General features: G+C 68.1%; 17 protein-coding genes. 9 read left to right on the top strand and 8 right to left on the bottom strand.

Annotation, left to right across the window (positions count from 1 at the left end; translation table 11 throughout):
* Positions 1-152: 152 nt before the first annotated feature.
* The gene (locus AB4070_RS18200) at positions 153-476 is read left to right on the top strand and encodes a Rieske 2Fe-2S domain-containing protein (RefSeq protein ID WP_441981396.1); all 324 of its coding nucleotides are present in this window, start codon (positions 153-155) and stop codon (positions 474-476) included.
* Here AB4070_RS18200 and AB4070_RS18195 read toward each other — a convergent pair.
* The 3 genes from AB4070_RS18195 to AB4070_RS18185 form a co-directional block, all read right to left on the bottom strand.
* Positions 445-1284: a nitroreductase family protein gene (locus AB4070_RS18195; protein ID WP_441981338.1), complete on the bottom strand. Its 840-nt coding sequence runs from the start codon at positions 1282-1284 to the stop codon at positions 445-447. The two genes, AB4070_RS18200 and AB4070_RS18195, sit on opposite strands and share 32 nt — an antisense overlap.
* 5 nt (positions 1285-1289) lie before the next feature.
* On the bottom strand, positions 1290-1664 hold the full coding sequence (locus tag AB4070_RS18190; protein WP_282847111.1) for a hypothetical protein: 375 nt from the start codon (positions 1662-1664) through the stop codon (positions 1290-1292).
* Positions 1665-1810: 146 nt separating this feature from the next.
* Positions 1811-2608: a MerR family transcriptional regulator gene (locus AB4070_RS18185; RefSeq protein ID WP_441981337.1), complete on the bottom strand. Its 798-nt coding sequence runs from the start codon at positions 2606-2608 to the stop codon at positions 1811-1813.
* Positions 2609-2820: 212 nt separating this feature from the next.
* Between AB4070_RS18185 and AB4070_RS18180 the strand changes: the two genes are divergently transcribed.
* Positions 2821-3660, top strand: a complete 840-nt coding sequence (locus AB4070_RS18180) for a DUF4097 family beta strand repeat-containing protein (RefSeq protein WP_282847109.1) — start codon at positions 2821-2823, stop codon at positions 3658-3660.
* Positions 3657-4283, top strand: a complete 627-nt coding sequence (locus AB4070_RS18175) for a PadR family transcriptional regulator (RefSeq protein ID WP_441981336.1) — start codon at positions 3657-3659, stop codon at positions 4281-4283. The genes AB4070_RS18180 and AB4070_RS18175 overlap by 4 nt, the downstream gene beginning before the upstream one ends.
* 179 nt (positions 4284-4462) lie before the next feature.
* Here AB4070_RS18175 and AB4070_RS18170 read toward each other — a convergent pair whose 3' ends face one another.
* On the bottom strand, positions 4463-5008 hold the full coding sequence (locus AB4070_RS18170; protein WP_046746511.1) for a universal stress protein: 546 nt from the start codon (positions 5006-5008) through the stop codon (positions 4463-4465).
* 150 nt (positions 5009-5158) lie between these two features.
* On the opposite strand from AB4070_RS18170, the gene AB4070_RS18165 reads away from it, so the two are divergent.
* The 5 genes from AB4070_RS18165 (at position 5159) to AB4070_RS18145 (ending at position 9741) form a co-directional block, all read left to right on the top strand.
* On the top strand, positions 5159-5344 hold the full coding sequence (locus tag AB4070_RS18165) for a DUF3073 domain-containing protein (RefSeq protein ID WP_029259537.1): 186 nt from the start codon (positions 5159-5161) through the stop codon (positions 5342-5344).
* Between the two features lie 80 nt (positions 5345-5424).
* Entirely contained in the window at positions 5425-6246 is an 822-nt protein-coding gene (locus AB4070_RS18160; protein ID WP_441981335.1) for an MOSC domain-containing protein, read from the top strand.
* Positions 6247-6442: 196 nt separating this feature from the next.
* A complete protein-coding gene (locus tag AB4070_RS18155) occupies positions 6443-7756 on the top strand; it encodes an ABC transporter substrate-binding protein (RefSeq protein WP_441981334.1) in 1314 nt (437 codons plus the stop codon).
* A gap of 90 nt (positions 7757-7846) precedes the next feature.
* Entirely contained in the window at positions 7847-8824 is a 978-nt protein-coding gene (locus AB4070_RS18150) for a carbohydrate ABC transporter permease (protein WP_441981333.1), read from the top strand.
* Positions 8821-9741 carry a carbohydrate ABC transporter permease gene (locus AB4070_RS18145; RefSeq protein WP_441981332.1) on the top strand — a complete coding sequence of 307 codons (921 nt, stop codon included), beginning with the start codon at positions 8821-8823 and terminating at the stop codon, positions 9739-9741. The genes AB4070_RS18150 and AB4070_RS18145 overlap by 4 nt, the downstream gene beginning before the upstream one ends.
* 280 nt (positions 9742-10021) lie before the next feature.
* On the opposite strand, the gene AB4070_RS18140 is transcribed toward AB4070_RS18145, so the two are convergent.
* Both AB4070_RS18140 and AB4070_RS18135 read right to left on the bottom strand, forming a co-directional pair.
* The gene (locus AB4070_RS18140; RefSeq protein ID WP_441981331.1) at positions 10022-15217 is read right to left on the bottom strand and encodes an endo-alpha-N-acetylgalactosaminidase family protein; all 5196 of its coding nucleotides are present in this window, start codon (positions 15215-15217) and stop codon (positions 10022-10024) included.
* A gap of 265 nt (positions 15218-15482) precedes the next feature.
* A complete protein-coding gene (locus AB4070_RS18135; protein ID WP_441981330.1) occupies positions 15483-17303 on the bottom strand; it encodes a glycoside hydrolase family 35 protein in 1821 nt (606 codons plus the stop codon).
* Between the two features lie 94 nt (positions 17304-17397).
* Here AB4070_RS18135 and AB4070_RS18130 point away from each other — a divergent pair, with 94 nt between their 5' ends.
* Positions 17398-18432, top strand: coding sequence for a LacI family DNA-binding transcriptional regulator (locus tag AB4070_RS18130; RefSeq protein ID WP_441981329.1), 1035 nt, complete (start codon positions 17398-17400; stop codon positions 18430-18432).
* Positions 18433-18441: 9 nt separating this feature from the next.
* On the opposite strand, the gene AB4070_RS18125 is transcribed toward AB4070_RS18130, so the two are convergent.
* Both AB4070_RS18125 and purF read right to left on the bottom strand, forming a co-directional pair.
* Positions 18442-19758, bottom strand: coding sequence for an MFS transporter (locus tag AB4070_RS18125; protein ID WP_441981328.1), 1317 nt, complete (start codon positions 19756-19758; stop codon positions 18442-18444).
* A complete protein-coding gene (gene purF / locus AB4070_RS18120) occupies positions 19755-21227 on the bottom strand; it encodes an amidophosphoribosyltransferase (RefSeq protein ID WP_378875495.1) in 1473 nt (490 codons plus the stop codon). Before purF ends, AB4070_RS18125 begins: the two co-directional genes overlap by 4 nt.

The following is a 21227-nucleotide window of genomic DNA, read 5'->3' as shown; positions in this document are numbered from 1 at the left end:
CCGGCTACGCCAAGTGGGGTCTGTCCAACGCCCCCGCCGCGGCCCAGCGCCTCACCTCCGAGATCCTCGGCACACCGCGGCGCGATCGCCCCACGTGGGTCACGACGATCGGCACGCGCCTGACGGTTCCCGCCGACCTCGGTCGCGGTGCCGTGGAGAGCGGAAAGGTCGCTGCCGCCCTCGCCTCCGGGTGGGTGGACGCGGAACGGCGCCGAACGCCGGTCCCTCAGCCCGCGGAGGGCGAAGGGGTGGTCGCGAATCGCGCGGGACGTCCGGTCGCGGTCTCCACCGTCGATGGCGTGACGCGGGCGGTGGGTGCCGTGTGCACACACCTCGGCGGAGTCCTCACCTGGAACGACGCGGACTGCACCTGGGACTGCCCGCTGCACGCATCGCGCTTCGCCCCGGACGGCACTCGCATCGAGGGTCCGGCGCTGCGCGACCTCACTCCCCTGTCGTCGGCGGACCCGGAGTGACGTCGGCCGCAGGGGGCGGGCCGTCCCACCCCTGCTGCGGCGTGTTCCCGTTCTCTCGGAACACGTACTGCGACACGAGCTTGCGCTGGCTGCTCGACCAGTCGATCGCGGGGCGGCGCTGCTCCGGGGGCAGGTAGCCCAGCCGGTAGACGGCCATGAGCTCGAGGTCGTCGGGCACGCGCAGCAGCTCGACGATCTCGTCCCAGCGGCCCGGCACCTCCATCGGGAACGAGATGAACTGGATGCCCATGCCGAGCTCGACGGTCGTGAGCCACACGTTCTCCATCGCCGCCCCCATGCTGAACACCGAATAGAACGACGACAGCTGTCCCGGTCGGTACTCGCTGCGATCGAGCATGACGCCCAGCAACAGTGGTGAACCCGCGACGAGCTTCCTGTTCTCGGCTCCGAGGGTCTTCGGCACCCCGAACGTGTTCATCAGCGTCTGCCCGCGCTTGGTGAACACCTGGCTCGTGAACGGCCGGAGCGCTGCGGGCAGCTTGTCGAACAGCATGCCGCTGCGCTTCTCCTCCATCTCGGCCTGACTGAAGCGGAAGTACGGCTTGTAGCGCTCGAAGAAGGTGCCGTTCGACATCGCCTCGGTCATGCTCTCGCCTGAGATGCGGGCGATCTGCTCGATCGTGTCCCGGCTCTCGATCACGACGAACCGCCAGGGCTGGCTGTTCAGCTGCGATGGCGCGCGCCCGGCCGCCTCGAGAAGGATGCGCTGATGCTCTTCGGAGACCGGGTCGGGCAAGAACGCACCGTTCGTGGTCTTGCGGCGGCGGATGGCGTCGAGCAGCTCCATGCGTTTCACTTCCGGTCGGCGGTGGACCGCGAGAGCAGCAGCCCCGCGACGATGAAGGGCGCGGCGGTGAGGGCGACCAACGGGTGCCGTCGACCGTGCGAGCCGAGATACGGGATCGCCGCAAGCGGTGCGGCGACGGGGAGCAATGCGAGTGCGGCGCGACGGCTCTGTCTGCGCGGGCGGCCCCACAGCCCTGCGCTCAGCGCCAGTGCGGTCGTGAGGCATGTGGCGATGTACAGCAGGTGGTGCAGCCACCGGAAGTTCCGTGTGTCGACGACCCGCGCAGCGACGGCCGTGCCGAGAGCGCAGTTGGCTCCGTAGGCGGTTGCCGCGGCGACGAACAGCGGCGCCGCATTCGTGCGCCGGGGTCCGTGAGCCATGCCCCGACCCTACGCCCGGGGTGCCCTGCGATCGCCCCCCCTTGCGCCCCGCGCGCCCGTTCGGTACGGACCCGGCGCGCTCCGGTCGCGATATGACAGCCGAAACCGTGGCTGAGGCTGGCATATCGCGACCGGAGGGGGACGACTCAGAGGTTGCCGTCCGCGTAGATGCGAAGGGCGTCGCGGACGAACTCCGCGCCGTGCGTGCCGCCGGACGACGTCGCATAGTTCGCGCCGAAGCGCGGATCCGCGACGTACATCTCGCCGAGGCCGATCACGTACGCCTTGACGTCTCCTCCGGGCGCGGCCGCAGGTGTGCCGGGGATGCCCGTGAGCCACTCCACGTGGCGCCGCGCGATCTCCTGGGCTTCGCGTGAAGACGGAGCGATACCGCTCTCCGCCGCCGCGATCCAGTCGCGTCCGAGGTCGGACACGCGCTTCTGCCACGCTGTGCGCTCGGACTCGGTCATGCCGCGCCACCAGCTGTCGCTGTCGGCGTAGGCCTTCTTCCCCCAGCGTTCCTCGACCTCGTCCTTGTACTTCGCATGGTCGAAGCCGTCGAACATGTTCTCTGCCATGAGGTTCTCACCTCCTCTCAATGCCGTGATGGTGGATTCGACCGACGCGATCTGTCGCGCCAGCCTGGTCTGTTCGTCGCGCAGCAGCGCGAGGTGGGTTTCGAGCGCCGAGGCCTCGACCGCCCCGGCGTCCGCGGAGGATGCGGATCCCAGCACCTCCGCGATCTGCGGCAGCCCGAGCCCGAGCTCCCGGAGCAGCAGGATGCGCTGTAGACGCACGAGGGCCTTCCTGTCGTAGTGCCGATAGCCGTTGGACGCGATGCGCGACGGCGGCAGCAGCCCGACGTCGTCGTAGTGCCGGAGCGCGCGACTCGTGGTACCCGCCAGCCGCGCGATCTCCTGGATCGACCAGTCGTCCTTCTCCATCACCCCTCCCTTCCTCGCTCAACACCTCGACTCTAGAAGTTGACGCAGCGTCAAGGTCAACCCTGCTCCGGTCGCGATATGTCAGCTAAAAACGCGTCGAAGGGTGTCATATCGCGACGGGAGCGGGTGAGGGCCCTTGACAGGAACGAGATATATCGTGTTATCGTGGCAACACACGATATATCGTGATCCCAAACCCAGGAGAAGCAGACATGACCGAGAAGTGGCTCATCGCCCCCGGCGAGGACCGTGTCATCGACATCGAATCCGTCACCCGCCTCAAAGTGGGCCTCGTCGGCGGACAGGTCGACATCATCGCCCACGACGAACCGGGCATCCGCATCGAGGTGCACGGCGTCACCACCAAAGACCTGCGCATCGAGTCCCACGACGGCGAGGTCGAGATCGACCACCCGCAGCTGGGGTGGGACAACTTCCTCGAGGTGTTCCGCAACTTCGGCTCAGGCGGCCCCCGCGCCGAGGTGAGCGTCGCCGTCCCCCGCGCGATCGCCCTGAACCTCGGTGTCGTCAGTGCCGGCGCCCTGGTGTCGGGACTCCGCAACGACGCCCGTCTCAACACCGTGTCGGGCGACATCATCGTCGACACCCTGATCGGCGACCTCACCGTGAACTCCGTCTCCGGGGACGTGCAGGTGCGCGGACTCACCGGCTCGATAAGCGCGAACAGCGTCTCGGGCGACGTGGCCGTCACGGGCGCCGTCCGCCGGGCCACGGTCGACATCGTCTCCGGCTCCACACTGGTCGATGCCGCGGGAGACGTGAACACCATCACCGTCAACTCGGTCTCGGGCGGGACCACCGTCCGTCTGGATGAGTCTCTCGCCGCGAACTACGTCATCCGGTCGCTGAGCGGACGCCTGCTGATCGACGGCGTCGAGCGCAGCACCTCGGGACCCAGCAACTACACCGGCACCACCGGGGAACTCGCGGGGCGCTTCGTCGACCTGCGCGCGAACTCGGTCTCCGGTGGAGTGACCGTCCTCCGCCGCTCCCCTGCTTCGATCGCCGACGACCCGGAGTGGGAAGCATGAGCCCCGCGGTCTTCTCCCACGGCGACCTGCGCCTGTATCTGCTGTCGCTCCTCGCCGAGGCACCCCAGCACGGTTACGGCATCATCCAGTCGCTCACCGATCGCACCGGTGGCACCTACACGCCGAGCGCCGGCACCATCTATCCTCGTCTCGCAAAGCTCGAGGAAGAGGGCCTGGTCACCAAGACCGTCGACGGCCGCACCACGATCTACTCCATCACCGAGGCCGGCCGGGCAGAGCTCGCATCGCGTGAGGGTGACCTCGCGGGCATCGAGGCCGGGCTCACCGACTCCGTGCGACTGATCGCGAGCGAGGTCCGACAGAGCGTCAAGGATGCGATGAAGAGCCTCCGCGCCGATCTGGCAGCGGCGGAGAAGGACGAACGGAACGCGGCGAAGAACCGTCCCAGGACGGCGACCGACGATTCGCGCCTCGTCTCCCGCGAGGAGATGCACCGGGCGGACGCCGTGATCAATGCCTTCCGCGCCCGGGTGCGGACCGACCTGCGCACCCACATCGCGAAGGGCGGCACGCTGTCGCCGTCGGTCGTCACCGACCTCGAGACGGCGCTCGACACCGCAGCCCGCGGCATCACGGTCGCCCTGAGCAGCTCCGGGTCCTGAACAGCTCCGGGCCCTGAACAGCTCCGGGCCCTGAACAGCTGGGTCCTGAGTCACCGGGTCCCGAGTCTCCGGGCCCTGAATCCCCGACCACACAGAACCCTCCCGATCACACAGAAGGTGTCGGCATCCATCGCGGATGCCGACACCCTTCTTTCCGCTTCTCCGCGCGGTCGGACGGACTACTTCTCCGGCCAGATCTCCTTCTGCTCGTCGGGGACGGATTCCCCGAGAGGCACCACGAGAACCGAGCGATGCTGACGGTGAGCCAGACGCGCGGCGACCGATCCGGTGAAGAACTCCCTGATGGACTCGCCGATGCCGCGCTTGCGAGTGCCCACGACGATCAGCTGGGCGTCGAGCTTGTTCGCGAGCTGCTTGATCGCCAGGGCGGGGTCTCCCACCAGCTGCCGTGCCGTCCACGTGATGTCCGTGCCCGCGAGCATGCCAGCGGCCGCCGCCTCGACCGCCTCGAACTCCGCAGCACCGGCATCGAAGTTGATGTCGATCGGAGCCGAATGCACGTAGCCGTCCGGGTCCTCGTACGTGACGAATCGAGTGACGTCGACATGCGCGACCACCAGCGGCGCACCCAGCAACCGCGCATAGCGCACGGCCTCGTCGATGACGTGTCGGTCCTGGTCCACCTGCATGCCGACGATGACGGCTTTCTGCAGCGCCGCGTTCTGTGCGGCCTCGTCGGAGGGAGTGGAGGTGTCGTCGGTCATGAAGATCGTTCCCTTCACCAGCCTGGCGTCAGCCAGAGGGGCTTACCCGCGTGCTATTCTGAATGCTACTCTTACCGGCTTTGATCCGGTGTCGTGAAAAATGCCGCGGGCCTCGAACCCCGCCGCTTAACTCGTGAGGGGGTCTCGCGCATGGGCCGTGGCCGTCAGAAGGCGAAGCACACAAAGATCGCCCGCGAACTCAAGGCGTACAGTCCGTCGGTGAACTACTCCGCGCTCGAGCGCGAGCTGGGTCATCCGACAGACGAAGACGCATATGTCGACAAGTGGGCAGATGACTACGCCGACGAAGATGAGGACGAACTAGAGAAGGCCTGACCGCCCCTCTGTTCGTGGCACCCGCACGACGTGCGGGTGTTTCTTCGTGCTCCGGGGCCGGCAGCTGAGAGGATCTCCTCATGCCTCGCGTCGTCGCCCTCTACCGTCACCCGATCAAGGGCCTCACGCCCGAACGACGTGAATCCCTGACGGTGCAGTCCGACGGCAGAGTCGGCGGCGATCGCGTGCTCGCGTTCCGGTTCGCAGACGCGACCGAGCCGGAGGACCGCGACGGTTTCGACTATTGGCCCAAAGCCAAGGGGCTCGCCCTCCAGGATTTCCCCGCGCTCGCTGCTCTGCGCACGAGTTACGACGACGGGAGCCGCCGCATCCGTATCGTGCACGCCGGTGCGATCCTCGTCGACGCAGGCATCGACGAGGAGGGGCGCCGGGAGATCGCGGATGCCGTCACCGACTTCGTCCTCGCCACCCCCGAGGGTCGCCGCCTCCGACGACCGGGCCGTCTTCCGATCGTGCTCGTCGGCGACGGCGAGACGTCCCGCTTCCAGGACCGCTCGCGCGGCTACGTCTCGGTGCACAGCCGGGGCAGCATCCGCGCGCTGGGCGAGGCGCTCGGGATGAGCATCGACGATCGGCGATTCCGTTCGAACATCGTGATCGATGACGCCGACCCGTGGAGCGAACTCGAGTGGACGGACGAAGTGCGCATCGGTGAGCTGCGCTTCCGCGCCGCCGGCCCCATCGTGCGCTGCCTGGCGACCCACGCGAACCCCGACGACGGCCGGCGGGACGCGAAGGTCCTCACCACCCTCACCGGAGCTTTCGGCCAACAGGAGCCGACCCTCGGACGGCTGCTTCTCCCCGGCTGGCCGGCCGCGGATGACGACGGCGCTCAGCACGGTGGTGTCGTCCGCGTCGGCGACGAGCTCTTCGCCCGCTGAACGCCACGCGCGAACGGGCCGGTTGCTCGATGTCAGCGCTCCCTTTCCGCATCGACTTTTCGGCCGAGAGGTCATCATCTCAGGCTTGTGAGCGCAAACATTTTCTGATTTGATGTGCATGTGATCGACGGCGCCACGACGCCAATCCCCCGCCCAGGGCGATCCGCAGGAACATGACCTCAAAGAGGAGAACAGCATGGCAATCACCCCTCGCTTCACCCGCACCGCCGCGATCGTCGCCGTCGGCGCGGTGTCGGCCTTCGGCCTCGCAGCCTGCTCATCCGGCGATTCCGGAGACAACGGCACCGGCGGCGAACCCGTCACGATCGAGTACCTGCACCGTCTCCCCGATGGAGAGGGCATGACCCCGACGTCCGAGATCGTCGATCGCTGGAACGCCGAGCACCCCGACATCCAGGTCAAGGCGACGAAGTTCGACGGCAAGTCGAGTGACATGATCCTCAAGCTCGAGACCGACGTGAAGGCAGGCAACGGACCCTGCCTCGCGCAGACGGGGTACTCCGAGGTGCCGCAGCTGTTCGTCAAGGGTCTGCTGCAGGACGTGGCAGAAGAGGCCAAGAAGTACGAGGACGACTTCTCCGCCGGCGCGTTCAGCGGCATGAAGGTCGGCGACGCGATCGTGGGCCTTCCGCAGGACACCGGACCCCTCGTGTACTTCTACAACGAGGCCGAGTTCCAGGCGCTGGGCCTCGACGCGCCCAAGACGCTCGACGACCTCACGGCCGACTCCGCCACGGCAGCAGCTGCCGGCAAGTACGTCACTGCGTTCACTCCCGATGAGGCGCAGAACTGGCTCGCCGCCCAGTCGGCTGCGGCGGGCGACACCTGGTTCAGCACCGCCGGCGACGAGTGGAAGGTCGACGCCGAGGGCGCGGGCTCCGAGCGCGTCGCCGCGTTCTGGCAGGGTCTGCTCGACGGCAAGCAGACCCTCGCGACCGAGCGCTGGGGCGAAGGCTTCACCGCAGCCCTCAACGACGGCAGCCTCATCGGCCACGTCGGAGCGGCGTGGGAGGCCGGATTCCTCCTCGACTCGCTCGACGGCACCCCCGCAGAAGGACAGTGGCGCGTCGCCCAGCTCCCCGACTTCGGCGCCGGCGCCATGAGCGGCCCCGACGGCGGTTCCGGTGTCTCGGTCATGAAGGGCTGCGAGCACCCCGCCGAGGCGATGGAGTTCAACGATTGGTTCAACACGCAGGTCGACGACCTCGCGTCGCAGGGCCTCGTCGTGGCCGCGAAGGGCGACGTGGAGACCCCCGAGAAGATGCTGCGCCAGTTCGGCGGCCAGGACGTGCTCGCCGAGCTCGGCACCGCTACCGAGAACCTCAACCCCGACTTCCCCTACGCGCCGGGCTTCTCGACGCTGTCGAAGATGAACGAGACCGCAGCGGCAGCCGTCGCCGGCACTGCGAAGGTCGCCGACATCTTCACCACGGCGCAGGACACGGCAGTGGCCTCTCTGAAGGACCTCGGCCTCCCGGTCGCGGAGTGACCGGGCGAGAAGGCATCATCGGATGATCGACGGCGGAGTGCACGCGCAATCGTGCACTCCGCCGTCGTCTTGATATCGAGAGGCGACACCATGGTCACAGTGACCGAGACGCGGGGCGCGGCACCGGCAGCACCGCCGCGCATCCCCGCGGATCCGGCCCGCAGACGCCGGTTCGGAACCCGCAGAGAAGGCCTCACGGGCTGGCTGTTCATGACGCCGTTCGCGGTGCTGTTCGTGCTGGTCTTCCTGGTGCCGATCATCGTGTCGATCCGGTCGTCGTTCTTCGCCCAGGTTCCCGCGGGCGACGGGCTCTACGGCGGCGGCGAGCTCGTCGACACGTTCGTCGGTCTGGAGAACTTCATCACCGCCGCGACCAACGGCGCCTTCTGGACCGGCATGGGTCGCGTGGTGCTCTATGCCGCCCTGCAGATCCCGGTGATGATCCTCGTCGCCCTCGGGCTCGCCCTGCTGCTGGACTCGTTCATCGTGCGCCGTCCCACCCTCTTCCGGCTCTCCTTCTTCCTCCCTTACGCGGTTCCCGGCATCATCGCGGCGATGATGTGGCTGTACCTCTACACCCCGGAGGTCTCGCCCTTCCTGCCGTTCCTCCCTGAGGGCACCGACTTCATGGCGCCGGGAACGATCCTGTTCTCGATGGCGAACATGACGACCTGGACCTACACGGGGTACAACATGCTCATCTTCCTGTCAGCCCTGCAGGCCGTCCCCCGTGACCTGTACGAAGCCGCGCGCCTCGACGGCGCTTCCGGCTTCCAGATCTCGATGCGCATCAAGGTGCCGCTCGTGCGGGGAGCGGCACTGCTCGCCGTGCTGCTGTCGATCATCGGCACCATCCAGCTGTTCAACGAGCCGGTCGTGCTGCAGGCCGCGAACTCGTGGATGGGCAAGGACTTCACGCCCATGATGCTCACGTACAACACGATGATGGGCGAGATCTCGCCGTCCGGCAGCGGCCCCGCATCGGCATACTCCCTGCTCATGGCTCTGATCGCGGGCGTGCTCGCGATCGTGTACGCGCTGCTGCAGCGCCGGAAGGGCGACGCATGACCACCACGCGCCTCATCACCACAGGAGCATCCCCCCGCCGACGGCCCCGCCGACCGCGCGATGTCGACGCCCCGCCGCCCTCGATCGCGCCCACTCCGGCCGCGCGGGCGTTCGGGATCGTCGCACTGGTCGTCGCGACGCTGTACTTCCTCGTGCCGGTCTACTGGCTGATCGTCGCATCGACGAAGAACAACACCGACCTCACGTCGACCTTCGGCTTCTGGTTCGCCGACTGGAATCTCGGCACGAACTACGACAGCCTCATGAACTGGACCCAGGGCCTGTTCTGGCGGTGGGTCGGCAACTCGTTGCTGTACTCCGTGAGCGCAGGCGTCATCGGCACCCTGTTCGCGGTGATGGCCGGATACGCGATCGCGAAGTTCGCCTTCCCCGGCAAGCGCATCGCGGTGGGTGTCATCATGGCGGGACTCCTGCTCCCGGTCGCTCTGCTGACCGTCCCGCTGTACATCGAGTTCCAGGCGCTCGGATTGACCAACACCGTCTGGGCGATCATCATCCCCTCCGCGGTGTCGCCCTTCGGCGTGTTCCTCGGCATGGTCTACGCCCAGTCGTCGGTGCCGACCGAACTGCTCGAAGCCGCCCGCATCGACGGTGCCGGCGAGGCGCGCATCTTCTTCACGATCGTGATGCGGCTTCTGGGTCCGGCGATGGTGACGATCTTCCTGTTCATCTTCGTGGCCACCTGGAACAACTTCCTCCTGCCGCTCATGATGATCTCGAGTCAGGATCTGAAGCCGGTGACCCTCGGGCTCTACGGCATGGTGAGCTACTTCGCCCCGGACAAGGGCGCCGTCATGCTCGGTGCCCTGCTCGGAGTCATCCCGCTCGTGCTGTTGTTCTTCGCCCTGCAGAAGTACTGGCGCTCCGGCCTCGCCGCCGGCGCGGTGAAGGGCTAGTTCCTCACCCCACCCCAGCCCACAGGTCCGCCCTCAGCACAACGCCGGGGGCGGACTCGCCGCGTGCGCGGGAGCCGCGCCGAGTCCGTGAGTGCACGGGAAGCTCGCGAACGCACGGGACATTCACGGAGAGAACCGTGCGATCGACGAGACGCCGTGCACTCGACGGGGAGGGAGCGGGGAGGGAGCGGAGAGCGGGGAGGGAGCGGGAGGGAGTGGGGAGCGGGGACACGAACGGCCCGGAGGCGGGATGCCTCCGGGCCGTTCGTGCGACTGCTGATCAGCTCAGGCGACGCCTCCGCAGCCACAGGGTCAGGCCGAGGCCCATCGTGAGAAGCGCGGCGAGAGCCGCACCGGTCCAGATCGCGCCGTCGGCACCCGTCGTCGCGAGGTCTCCCCCGCTGCTACCACTGCCACTGCCCGTCGCAGCCGTGACGGCGAGGTCGCCCCGAGCCAGCTCGACGCCCTGGGCATCGGTCGCGACGAGCGCGTGCGCGCCGGCCGGTGTCGACGCCGGGATCGTGACGGTCGCGACCGCGTCGCCTTCTGCTGACACGGTCACCTCGCCGACCCGCACGGGTTCGGAGTGCAGCCACAGCTGCACCAGCGCATCGGCCTCGAAGCCGCTCAGCTGCACGGTCAGCGTCGCTCCGGCGGACACAGAGCCGATGGAGGCCGTGACCGTCGCCTTCTTCCCCGGCTTCGCCTTCTTGACCTTCAACGGTGCGCTCGCGAGTTCGGTGCCTGCCGCATCCCGCACGATGACCCGGTGCTTCCCGACCTCGGCGTTCGCGGGGATCAGCAGCCGCGTCGTCAACGCACCCTCCGCATCGACCGTGGCATCCGTGAGTCTGGTGCCGTCGAGCCAGACCGAGACCGTCGACCGCGGCGCGAAGCCCGTGAGCGCCATGCCCACCGTCTCTCCGGCACGCACCGTGTCAGTGTCGAGCCCGAGCTTCGGGTCGATCACCGGGTTGCACGCACTCAGGTCATCCGCAGGACGGGTCGCCGGAGCGTGTCCTGCCCGCGGTGCGGAGGATCCGTAGACGGCCATCTCGGCGACTGCGGCGAACTGTGTCCCCGAGATCGAAGAGAGTGCCGTGACGCGGATGTAGCGAGCCGTGGTCTCCGTGAAGTCCACGTCCTGCCACTCGGCCACGTTCTTCCACTCCCCCGAGGCGACCGGTGTGTACGCCTGCCCGTCCGTCGACACCGCGACCTCGTACCCCTTAATGGGCCCGTTCTGGTTGGCACCGCGACGCAGGTACGAGACACCGTCGACCTGCTCGGCAGCACCGAGGTCGAACGTCAGCACGTGCGGGTACGAGGTGGCCGCCGAGCTCCAACGGCTGTGCCAGAACGTGCCGGCGTTGCCGTCCAGCATGTTCGCGGCAGCGCCGTCTTCGCCCGAGGTCTCCTCCGAGCTCGCCGTCGCGGAGATCTGCGCGTTGGGGATGCGGGCCCGCGAGGACACCGACACCTCCTGCGTCGTCCCGACCGTGCGCACATCGCAGTCCGCGAGGTACGTCGCCGCGATCCCGATGCCGACCGTCGTACCTGCGGCGTCCGCGGGCGCCGTGACCAGCCAGGTGGTCTCCACGCTGTCGCCGGCCGCGACCTCGTCGAACAGGTTCGATGAGTCATCGGCGACCTCGACCACGTAGCCCTCCGGCACTTCGAGCTGAACGCCGATGTTCTCGACGGCGATCGACTCGCTGTTGGTGAAGGTGGTCGTGAACGCGGTCTGCGCTCCGGGGCTCAGGACGCCCGCTTCGCCGGACACCGTCGCGCACGGCGTGCCGCCGGTCGTGGGGCCGAGGTCGGTGACGGTGAAGTCGTCCAACACGAAGTCGACGTCCGGTCCGCCCACGCGCTCGAGTCCCACCCAGGTGTAGTCGCCGCATCCGACGATCACGTCCTGGGAGAACTCCGCCGTCTCCAACGCCTGCGTGATCCCGGTGCGGCTGAGAGTCGTCGAGGTCACCTTGCCACCCGCCACCGCATCCGTGCCGGTGAGCCAGCGGTACGCACCACTCGCCCCGACCTGGTAATCGAACCCGACCCGGTAGGAGTGCCCGGCCTGCAGCGGCACGAGTGTCGGATCGGTGCGGTAGACGACTCCGCTGTTCTCGGAATGCGACATCAGCGAGTGGTCGCCGTTGAGCGTCGTGTCCACCGCCAGCCCGGCGAGGGGCCCCGCATCGAACGGCTTGGCGGTGTTGCGCCACTCGCTGCTCGCGTACGGGTCATGCCGGCGCGAGATGCTCGTGCGCGGGTCGTCGATGCCGTTGGCGTCGCCCTTCACGAAGGGACCCCACCCCGCCTCGTTGCCCTCGAAGTCGTTCGAGTACACCGTGCCGGCTGCGAACGGACCGGTGGTGTCGGCCGTGACGCGGGCGTTGTCGATGCGCACCTTCGCGTCGCCGGCGACGGCACCGATCGAGACCCTCACCTCACCGGAAGCGGGAGCGAGGAACGACGTCGATCCGCGCTGGTAGTACTGACCCGCCTTGGAGTCGGCGCGCATGTAGTTGTATGTCGGCGAGAGGTTCCACGTGCGCGTCACCGCCCCGGAGCCGGTGTCGACCGCGACGCTCACGTCACGGGTCGCAGTGGGATCGATCTGCACCTGAGCCGAGAACGCGTACCGCTGGCCGGGAGTGAGCCCGGTCACGGTCTGCGAGATCGACGAGGCGGCGGCGCCGAACACGGCGATGTTGTCGCCGCGGGACTCGTTCTTCGCACCGCCGAGGTCGGTGCGCTCGATCGTCACATCGCCCTGCGGGTTCCACACATCGAGTGAACCGGAGTTGAACCCCGGGTCGTCGAGACCGGCATCGCGGTACTCGACCGCCGCGCGCTGTGCACCGCCCTGCGGCACCACGACGTAGGCCGTACCCTTGTCGCCGCTGAGCGTGAGCTCACCGCCGTCCGCGTTCGCCGTACCCACCTTGACGCGGCCCTGGTCACCGAGTTCGAAGACGTCGAAGGTGGTGTTGCCCCGGAACGCGTCCGTGAGACCGAAGGTCTTCTCGCCGCCGGATGCGGAGTAGAAGTACATCTTGTCGGCATCGACGGGCGTGCCGGTGTCCTGGTTCGACGCCAGCGACTGCCACGGAAGCAGGTAGGAGTCGCCGCGCAGCACCGTCGCGCCGTCCATGGTGACGACCCTGGTGCTGCCGTCCATCCGCACGGCCACATCATCGGTCAGAGTCGCCTCCGCACCGGCCTCGTAGGTCAACAGGTCGAAGTGCTGCAGGAACTTGGTCGGCAGGCTCTGCGTCCAGATGTTGTCGACGAAACCGTCCCAGTTGCGGTTGCCGACCCAGCCCTCGGCGTCGACCAGACGCTGCTGGCCGAGCAGGGCGTCGTTGTTCCAGACGTCGGCCTGCCCGTTCTGGATGAAGCGCACCATGGTCGAGTTGATGCCCTTGTTGGTCACGCCCCCGTAGCTGAGGTCGTTCGGCCAGTGGGACCAGACCGTGCTGTCGACGAACTTGTCACCCCACTCGGTCGCCACCTCGAGGTCCATGCCGTTCAACTCGTCCGCGAGCTCCTCGGCGACCCAGCCGTTGGAGTAGTACACGTCGATGTAGACGCCGCTGAGGCCGGGGACCTCGTCGCGCAGCTGCTGGAAGCGGTCGAGCACGCGTCCGGTGCCGAGGTCGGCCTGCTGGTTGATGTAGTACGACTGGTCGAGCCAGTTCCATCCCGGCTTGTACGGCGCCGCTCCGTCGATGATCGCGGAGTCGAACGCGTCGGCCTGCGGATACATCTCCGTGGCGTTGACGTGCACGCTCATGTCGGCGTTGAGCTTCGCCCCCTCATCGACGAGGTTGTTCAGGTCGGTCAGCCCGCCCGCGCGCTCGTTGTAGTTCCCGCCGTAGTCGGTGTTCGCGGAGTCGTGGCCTTCGCTGCCGTAGCCCTTGTTGAGCACCCACTGGCCGAGACCGTCGGTCTGGTTCGCGATGCGCTTGGTGTTGTCGAGGGTGAGGTCGAAGTAGTTCGTCGCACTGGAGGCGAAGTTGAACGGGATCCTGCTGACGACGCGCTCCGCGACCCGGTCGGCGCCGAGACGCGGGGTGTCGACCTCGCGGTAGCGGATCGCGGCGTCCTGCCAGTCGACCGTCGCGTCGCCGTTGCGGTCGGCGGCGAGGAGCACCGTGACCTTCGGCAGCGCGTAGGTGGTCACGCGGCTGTCGACGGCGGTCGTCGGGTGGATCAGCCAGGCGCTGGATCCGATCTCGGCGGTGCGACCCGCCGTCTCGGTCACGCGCGTGGTCAGGCGCGTGTTCCACGAGGCTGTGCCGCCGGATGCCTGCGTCGTCGCGTTGGTGATGACGCTGCCCACGAGCGCACCATTGCCGAGGAAGGCGAAGGCCGCCCCCTTCTGACCGGTGGCCGTCGAGGCGTCGACGGCGATGTGCTCGTCGGCGTTCTTCGTGCTGTCAGGGCTGATCACGGTGCGGTCGAGCGCTGCACCGGCATCCGCGGCGCTCACGGAGAGGAACGCGTTGTCCGGGAGTCCGAGCGTCGTCACTGTGGCCCCGCCTTCGACGGCGGTGACCTCGAACCCGACAGTCCCGTCCTTCGCGACCCGGATGCTGCTGCGCACGGTCACGTCGATGCCGGTGAGCGTGGACACGTAATCGACCCCGGTCGCCGAGGATGTCGAGGTGGTCGTCGAGGGGTAGGTCGTGCCGTTCACCGACCAGGTCTTCGCGGAGCTGCGCTGGCCGGCGATGCTCTCCCCACCCACCCGATATCCGGTGATGCGGGGGAACTCGGTCGACACGATGGCTGTCGTACCACCGGCGGCGATCTCGACCGTCTCATCGGTGTCGGGCGTCTCCGGTTCGGTGACGATCGGAGGCAGCGGCTCGTCGGAGAGGACCTCGATCTCGCCCGCCCCTCCCCCTGTGGTGCCCTGCGCGTCGATCACGAGCAAAGCAACGTAGCGGCCGTCCTTGGCGGAATCGAGGGTGATGCGCTGCTTCTCGTCGTTCGCCGTCGGTGCGTGCAGCGTCGCTGTTCCTGAGGCCGCACCCCATCCGCCGTCGGCCGGAGAGTTGCGCGCGACATCCGCGTCGTCGGTCACATAGACCTCCACCGTCTTAGCGGCGACGCCCTGACCCTTCTTGACCGAGTAGTCGAGGGCCTTCACCGAGAGCGAGCGCTGCAGGTCGACGACGATCCAGTGCGGGAACGGGGCGTTCGCGGCGTACCGCGAAGTCCACTGCGTCGCGAAGTCGCCGTCGAAGGCGCCCAGAGCGGTGCCGTCGAGCGACGGCGGCGCCGGATAGGGGTCCGACTCGCTCGAGACCGCGTGCAGGCGGTAGTCGGTCTTGGGCACCGCAACGAGGTCGGCGGCCTGCGCAGCCGTCGCCGGGGTGAGCACACCGCCGATTGCGAGCGCGGTCGCCAGCACGGAGCTGAGAGCGACGGCGGCGCGGGGCGGTCGGGAAGGTTTCGACACGTCTTGCCTCTCGATCGGAGCGACGTCGGGAGGACGGACGCCCCGGTGCGCCGCAAGTGGTCATCGACGACCCACATCGATGTTTGCGCTATCACTGTAAGCGGACGTGGGCTCCTATATCAAGGCTTTTTGCCAAGCGAGCGCAAACATGTCCTCAGGTGCTGGGGCAGTGAAACCCATGCTCCGCGACGAGACCCACCCTCACAGCCGCCGGAGACGATGGGTGTCGGCGTGGAGGATGGGCCTCGGGACAGCAGCAGAGCGGTCAGGAGCCGATGAACTCCTCGGTCTCGCCGAAGGAGGGCTGCTCGCGGATCTCGACCGTCTCGCCGAGTCCGTCGGTGTCGAGCACCACGATCTCGTTGCGACCCGTCCGCCACAGCGGCGCCGGTGCGTACAGCGTCTCCTGCGGTCCGACCTTCCAGTACCGGCCGAGGAGGAACCCGTTCAACCAGACCATGCCCTTCGAGCCGCCGGGAAAGGCGAGCCAGGCGTCGAGCGGTTCAGCGACGTCGAACGAGGCCACGGCGACCCCGTCGTCGGCGCTGTCGACCGAACGGGAGGTCGCCGCAGGAGCATCCTGCGGGATCAGGCGATGTGTCCACCCGTTGACCAGTCGGCGGCCGATCATCACGCCGCGCATGATGCCCTTGCCCTCTCCGGTGTAGGGGCCGTAGTTGATGCGGCCCAGGCTCTCGACGACGATGACGAGCCGGCCGACACCGCCTTCGCGTGGCAGGGGCAGAGACGTCTCGCCATCCCGCTCGAGCACGCCGAGCCGAAGGTCGTCGAGGAACACCACCGCCCGGTCGTGCAGTCCGTCGACAGTGAGCGTCGCCTCGGCGGGGAAGGACACATCAGCCTCGTAGGCGACGAGCCCGTCTTCGGCGCCGAGCTCTTCGAAGGTGCGCGGTCGCGGCGATACCTCGCCGATCACGGGAAGCGAGGCGATCAGCTCGATCAGAGAGGAACGAGGGGTGAGCGCTGCGGTCGCCGCAGCCTGCCGACGCGGCGCCGCGGGCACAGGCGGAAGAGCAGTCCCATGGAAGGGCGCGAACATCGCCCGAAGCGCATGGAACTTCTCGTTGAGGGTGCCGTCTTCGCCGATCGGCGCATCCGAGTCGTAACTGGTCACGGTCGGCTGCAGCACCCGATCGTGGTTCGCCCCGTTCCACAGGCCGAAGTTCGTGCCTCCGTGCGCCATGTAGAGGCTCACGGACCCACCCGCACGCAGCAGCTCCTCGATGGTTCCGCCGGCACTCGCGGCCGAACGCACGTGGTGCCGCTCGCCCCAATGGTCGAACCACCCGCCCCACAGCTCACTGCACATGAGCGCATCGCCGTGACGACGCAGTTCCACCGCCTTGGCGACGCCGGTGCCGAAGGTGAATGTCGCCATCGCGCCGGGCACACTGCCGTGCTCGATCATGTCGCTCGTGATGCCGTCGGCGGTCGTGAGCATCTCGACCATCCCTCGGCGACGGAGCCCGTCACGCAGATGCGCGAGGTAGGCGGGATCGCTGCCGAAAGAGCCGTACTCGTTCTCGACCTGGATCGCGACGATGGGTCCGCCGTGCGCAGCCTGCAGCGGGACGAGGCGGGGAATCAGCTCGTCGTACCAGGCGTCGACGGCCGCGAGGAAGCCGACATCGCTCGTGCGCAGCGCAGCCACGCGACCGGACAGCCAGAACGGGATGCCGCCGTTGGACCACTCCGCGCAGATGTAGGGGCTCGGCCGCAGAAAGACATCCAGGCCCACCTCTCCGGCGAGGCGGATGAAACGCTCGATGTCACGCCAGCCGTCGAAGCGCACATCGCCCTCGACGCGTTCGTGGAAGTTCCACGCGACATACGTGTCGACCGTGTTCGCGCCCATCGCGGCGAGGCGGCGGAGGCGATCCTCCCACTGGTCGGGATGCACCCGGAAGTAGTGGATCGAACCGGCGATGATGCGGTGCGCGACGCCGTCGCGAAGGATCTCCCCGTCGCGCCAGGACAGGGCGGGAGCGCCGATCGGCGGCACGGCGGCCCGAGTGTCGACGGCAGCGGACACGGCGTCGACAGCCGAGGCGAGAAGGTCAGGCATAGCGCTCCAAGCACGAGTGTTTGCGTTCACATTATCGCATCACGATACTCCGCGCCTCCTGGATTCACGCCGATTGATCGCTACCATTGAGCACATGTCACCTCGTCGCCCGAGAGACGACCGCGCCCCCAGCCAGGTCGATGTCGCCCAGCTTGCCGGTGTCTCCACACAGACCGTCTCCCGCGTCATGTCGGGGCAGGACAACGTGCGCCCCGACACCGCCAGGCGCGTGTTGGCAGCGGTCGAGGAACTCGGTTACCGGGTGCACGCCGCAGCCGCCTCACTGGCGTCAGGTCGCACACGCGTGCTGGGCGTGATCGTCGTCTCCACCGACCGCTACTCGTCGGCAGCCCTCGGCGTCGGCATCCAGCAGGCCGCGGCGGCGAACGGATACACGGTCTCGACCGCGGCCGTCGCCGATCACGCTTCCGCCGAGGCCTTCCTCGAAGCGTTCGACCGACTCGAGCGCCAGGGAGCCGAAGGCATCATCCTCGGTGTGCCGCTCGAACTCGAGAGCCCGGCCATGAGGGCGCGCACCGAGCGCACGCCCGCGACCCGCAGCGAGCGCACCTCTCTCGAAGAGGATGCTCCGCTCGCCGTCGATCAGCGCGCGATCGCCCGCCTCGCGGTCGAGCACCTCCTCGACCTCGGCCACAAGACCGTGTGGCATGTCTCGGGCGACGACTACTGGACCGAGACGCAGCAGCGCAGCGAAGCCTGGGAGCAGACGCTGCGCGACCGGGGGATCGTACCCCCGCCGCTGATCCCCGCCGACTGGACACCCGAGTCGGGCTACCGCGCGGGTCGTACGATCGCCGCCATCCCCGAGGCCACGGCCGTGTTCGTCAGCAGTGACGAGATGGCGTTCGGCCTGATCCGCGCGCTGCACGAGGCCGGACGCAGCGTTCCCGAGGACGTCTCGGTGGTGAGCGTCGACGACATCGCCCTCGCCGCGTACGCCTCCCCTGCCCTCACGACGGTCCGCCAGCCCTTCGAGGCGATGGGCCGGGCAGCCGCCCTCCGGGTGATCGCCCAGATCGAGGGTCATGAGGCGGTGGGCGAGATGCCCTCCACCGATCCTCAGCTCATCGTCCGCTCATCGACGGCCCCGCCGCGGTCGGCGCGCTGATCGAGCGCATCACCAGCGCCCGTGCCGGCGCTCCCACTCGTCCTCGACGGTGCGCCGACGACCCGCGACGATGCCCGCAGGGATGGAGGCCACGAGCACTCCCGCGACGACCAGCAGCGGAACCTGCCAGCCCGCGGTGGTCTCGTGGAGAAGCCCGACGAGCAGCGGGAAGGTCGCCGCGATCCCGTAGCCGATGCTCTGCACGAAACCGCTCAGCGCCACTGCGCTCTCCGGAGTGCGGGCGCGGATGCTCAGCAGCACGAGACTGAGCGGGAACATGATGGCCGTGAGGCCGAAGATCGCCACCCAGAGCGGCAGGGCGACGGTCGGGAACAACAGCAGGCCGAGAAGCCCGACCAGCCCCGCGGCCACCGCCACGAAGAACAGGGGGCGGGTGGCCTGGAAACGCACCACGAGCACGGGGACGAGCATCGAACACGGCAGACCCACCAGGGCGAACAGCGACAGCAGGAACCCCGCCGTGGCCGGGGTGACGCCGCCGATGTCGACGAGCATGGTGGGCAGCCATGCGAAGGCGACGTACGCCATGGTGGACGAGGTGCCGAACACGAGAGCGAGCGACCAGGCCAGCGGCAGCCGCCACAGCCGCCCGAACGCCTTCGGGTTGGCGGACTGGGTCGTGATGGGTCCGGTGGATGCGGCCACCGCGTCGCGGACGTCGTCCACGCCGTCGGTCGGATCCGGGACCAGCAGCTCCGTGGTCATCGCGCGGTCGTCGTTCTCGGAGCGTGAACGCACCAGCAGCGTGATCCAGGGAACCAGAGCGAGAGCGGCGACCACACCCCACATGCCGAGCGACACCCGCCAGCCGAGACTGTCGGCGACGGGAACCGCGACCAGAGGCGGCAGGAACGTCGAGACGGCGAGCGTGGTCGAATAGGCCGTCATCATGACGCCGAGACGGTCTGCAAAGTACTTCTTGACCAACGGCGGCAGCAGCACGTTGCCGGAGCCGACACCCGCGAACACGAGAGCGGTGGCCGCGAGCAGGCTCGTCGAGTCCTGCGCGACGCCGCGCAGGAGCATCCCGGCCGCCATCAGCGTGATCGCGACGACCGCCATCCGCTCCAGACCGAAGCGCCGCTCGAACAGTGGCGTGAGCAGACCGAAGATCGCGAAGCACACCGGAGGCGCGGCCCCGATCAGACCGATAACGACGGGCGAGACCGGGAAGTCCGCGGCGACGTGATCGATGACCGGCGACAGGGAGGCGACCGCGGAACGCAGCGAGAACGCCACCAGGACGATCCCCACGAGTGCGAGAGCCCGACCTTGCCACAGCGGTCGTGCGCTCGGCATCGTCATGAAGTCTGCGACCCCTCCACCCAGGCGAGATACTCGTCGGAGACCGTGCCGGTCACATATCGCCCGTCGAAGCAGCTCATGTCGAGATCCGTGAGCACGGAACCCTCCGTGATGGCGGCCTTGAGGTCTTCGACCTCCTGATACACGAGATGGTCGCAGCCGAGCTCCTCGGCGATCTCGGGGATCGTGCGTCCGTGTGCGATGAGCTCATGGCGCGACGGCATGTTGATCCCGTAGACGTGCGGGTGCCGCACCGGAGGTGCTGCGGACGCGAAGGTGACGGAGGCGGCGCCGGCATCCCGCGCCATCTGGATGATCTCCTTGGAGGTCGTTCCCCGCACGATCGAGTCGTCGATGAGGAGCACGTTCTTGCCCTGGAACTCGGTCGACATCGCGTTGAGCTTCTGGCGGACGCTCTTCTTGCGCACCGCCTGCCCCGGCATGATGAAGGTGCGGCCGACGTAGCGGTTCTTGTAGAAGCCCTCGCGGTACTCGATGCCGAGCTTGCGCGCGACCTCCATCGCGGCGGGACGCGACGAATCGGGGATCGGCATGACCACGTCGATCTTGTCCATCGGCACGTGCTTGGCGATCGTGTCGGCGAGCTTGTCGCCCATGCGCAGACGCGACTCGTACACGGAGATGCCGTTCATGACGGAGTCGGGGCGGGCGAGGTAGACGTACTCGAACGCGCAGGGCGCGAGCGTCGCGGCGGTGGCGCACTGCTGGGAGAACAGCTCGCCATCGTTGGTGATGAAGACGGCTTCACCGGGCTCGACCTCACGCACGACCTCGTAGTCGCCGTTCTCGAGCACCAGCGACTCGCTCGCGACGACCCACTCGTCCTTGCCCTCGGCGCCGGGGACGGTGGAGGGACGGCGGCCCAGGATCAGCGGGCGGATGCCGAAGGGGTCGCGGAAGGCGAGCAGACCGTATCCGGCGATCACCGCGATCACGGCGTAGGCGCCCTCGATGCGCTCGTGCGTGCGGGCAACGGCCTCGAACACCCGCTCGGGGTCGAGATCGACGGTCGAGGTGGTGTTCTGCAGCTCACCGGCGAGCACGTTGAGCAGCAGCTCCGTGTCGCTCGAGGAGTTGAGGTGGCGACGGTCCCGCTTGGCCATGTCGGCCGTGAGCTCACGCGTGTTGGTGAGGTTGCCGTTGTGGATGAGGATGATGCCGTACGGCGCGTTCACGTAGAACGGCTGCATCTCCTCCTCGTTCGAGGCCGTGCCCTTGGTGGCGTAGCGCACATGACCCAGACCCACGTTGCCGAGCAGGGCGCGCATGTCACGGGTGCGGAAGGCCTCGCGGACCATGCCCTGTGCCTTGGCGTTGTGCATCACGCCGTTCGCCTCAGCGGTCGCGATGCCCGTCGCATCCTGGCCGCGGTGCTGCAGCAGCAGGAGTGCGTCGTAGATGTCCTGATTGACCGGGGCAGAGCCCACCATTCCGACGATGCCGCACAT

The organism is Microbacterium sp. 2RAF4, assembly GCF_052115285.1.
GTDB classification, from domain to species: Bacteria; Actinomycetota; Actinomycetes; order Actinomycetales; family Microbacteriaceae; genus Microbacterium; species Microbacterium oxydans.
The sequence above is the reverse complement of the archived record's forward strand: the minus strand, read 5'-3'. Positions and strand labels throughout refer to the sequence as shown.

Excerpts from the sequence above, each read along its gene's own strand:
- AB4070_RS18195 (WP_441981338.1), bottom strand. The coding sequence starts at position 1,284 with ATGGAGCTGCTCGACGCCATCCGCCGCCGCAAGACCACGAACGGTGCG.
- AB4070_RS18190 (WP_282847111.1), bottom strand. The coding sequence starts at position 1,664 with ATGGCTCACGGACCCCGGCGCACGAATGCGGCGCCGCTGTTCGTCGCC.
- AB4070_RS18185 (WP_441981337.1), bottom strand. The coding sequence starts at position 2,608 with ATGGAGAAGGACGACTGGTCGATCCAGGAGATCGCGCGGCTGGCGGGT.
- AB4070_RS18180 (WP_282847109.1), top strand. The coding sequence starts at position 2,821 with ATGACCGAGAAGTGGCTCATCGCCCCCGGCGAGGACCGTGTCATCGAC.
- AB4070_RS18175 (WP_441981336.1), top strand. The coding sequence starts at position 3,657 with ATGAGCCCCGCGGTCTTCTCCCACGGCGACCTGCGCCTGTATCTGCTG.
- AB4070_RS18170 (WP_046746511.1), bottom strand. The coding sequence starts at position 5,008 with ATGACCGACGACACCTCCACTCCCTCCGACGAGGCCGCACAGAACGCG.
- AB4070_RS18165 (WP_029259537.1), top strand. The coding sequence starts at position 5,159 with ATGGGCCGTGGCCGTCAGAAGGCGAAGCACACAAAGATCGCCCGCGAA.
- AB4070_RS18160 (WP_441981335.1), top strand. The coding sequence starts at position 5,425 with ATGCCTCGCGTCGTCGCCCTCTACCGTCACCCGATCAAGGGCCTCACG.
- AB4070_RS18155 (WP_441981334.1), top strand. The coding sequence starts at position 6,443 with ATGGCAATCACCCCTCGCTTCACCCGCACCGCCGCGATCGTCGCCGTC.
- AB4070_RS18150 (WP_441981333.1), top strand. The coding sequence starts at position 7,847 with ATGGTCACAGTGACCGAGACGCGGGGCGCGGCACCGGCAGCACCGCCG.
- AB4070_RS18145 (WP_441981332.1), top strand. The coding sequence starts at position 8,821 with ATGACCACCACGCGCCTCATCACCACAGGAGCATCCCCCCGCCGACGG.
- AB4070_RS18135 (WP_441981330.1), bottom strand. The coding sequence starts at position 17,303 with ATGCCTGACCTTCTCGCCTCGGCTGTCGACGCCGTGTCCGCTGCCGTC.
- AB4070_RS18130 (WP_441981329.1), top strand. The coding sequence starts at position 17,398 with ATGTCACCTCGTCGCCCGAGAGACGACCGCGCCCCCAGCCAGGTCGAT.
- AB4070_RS18125 (WP_441981328.1), bottom strand. The coding sequence starts at position 19,758 with ATGACGATGCCGAGCGCACGACCGCTGTGGCAAGGTCGGGCTCTCGCA.
- purF (WP_378875495.1), bottom strand. The coding sequence starts at position 21,227 with ATGTGCGGCATCGTCGGAATGGTGGGCTCTGCCCCGGTCAATCAGGAC.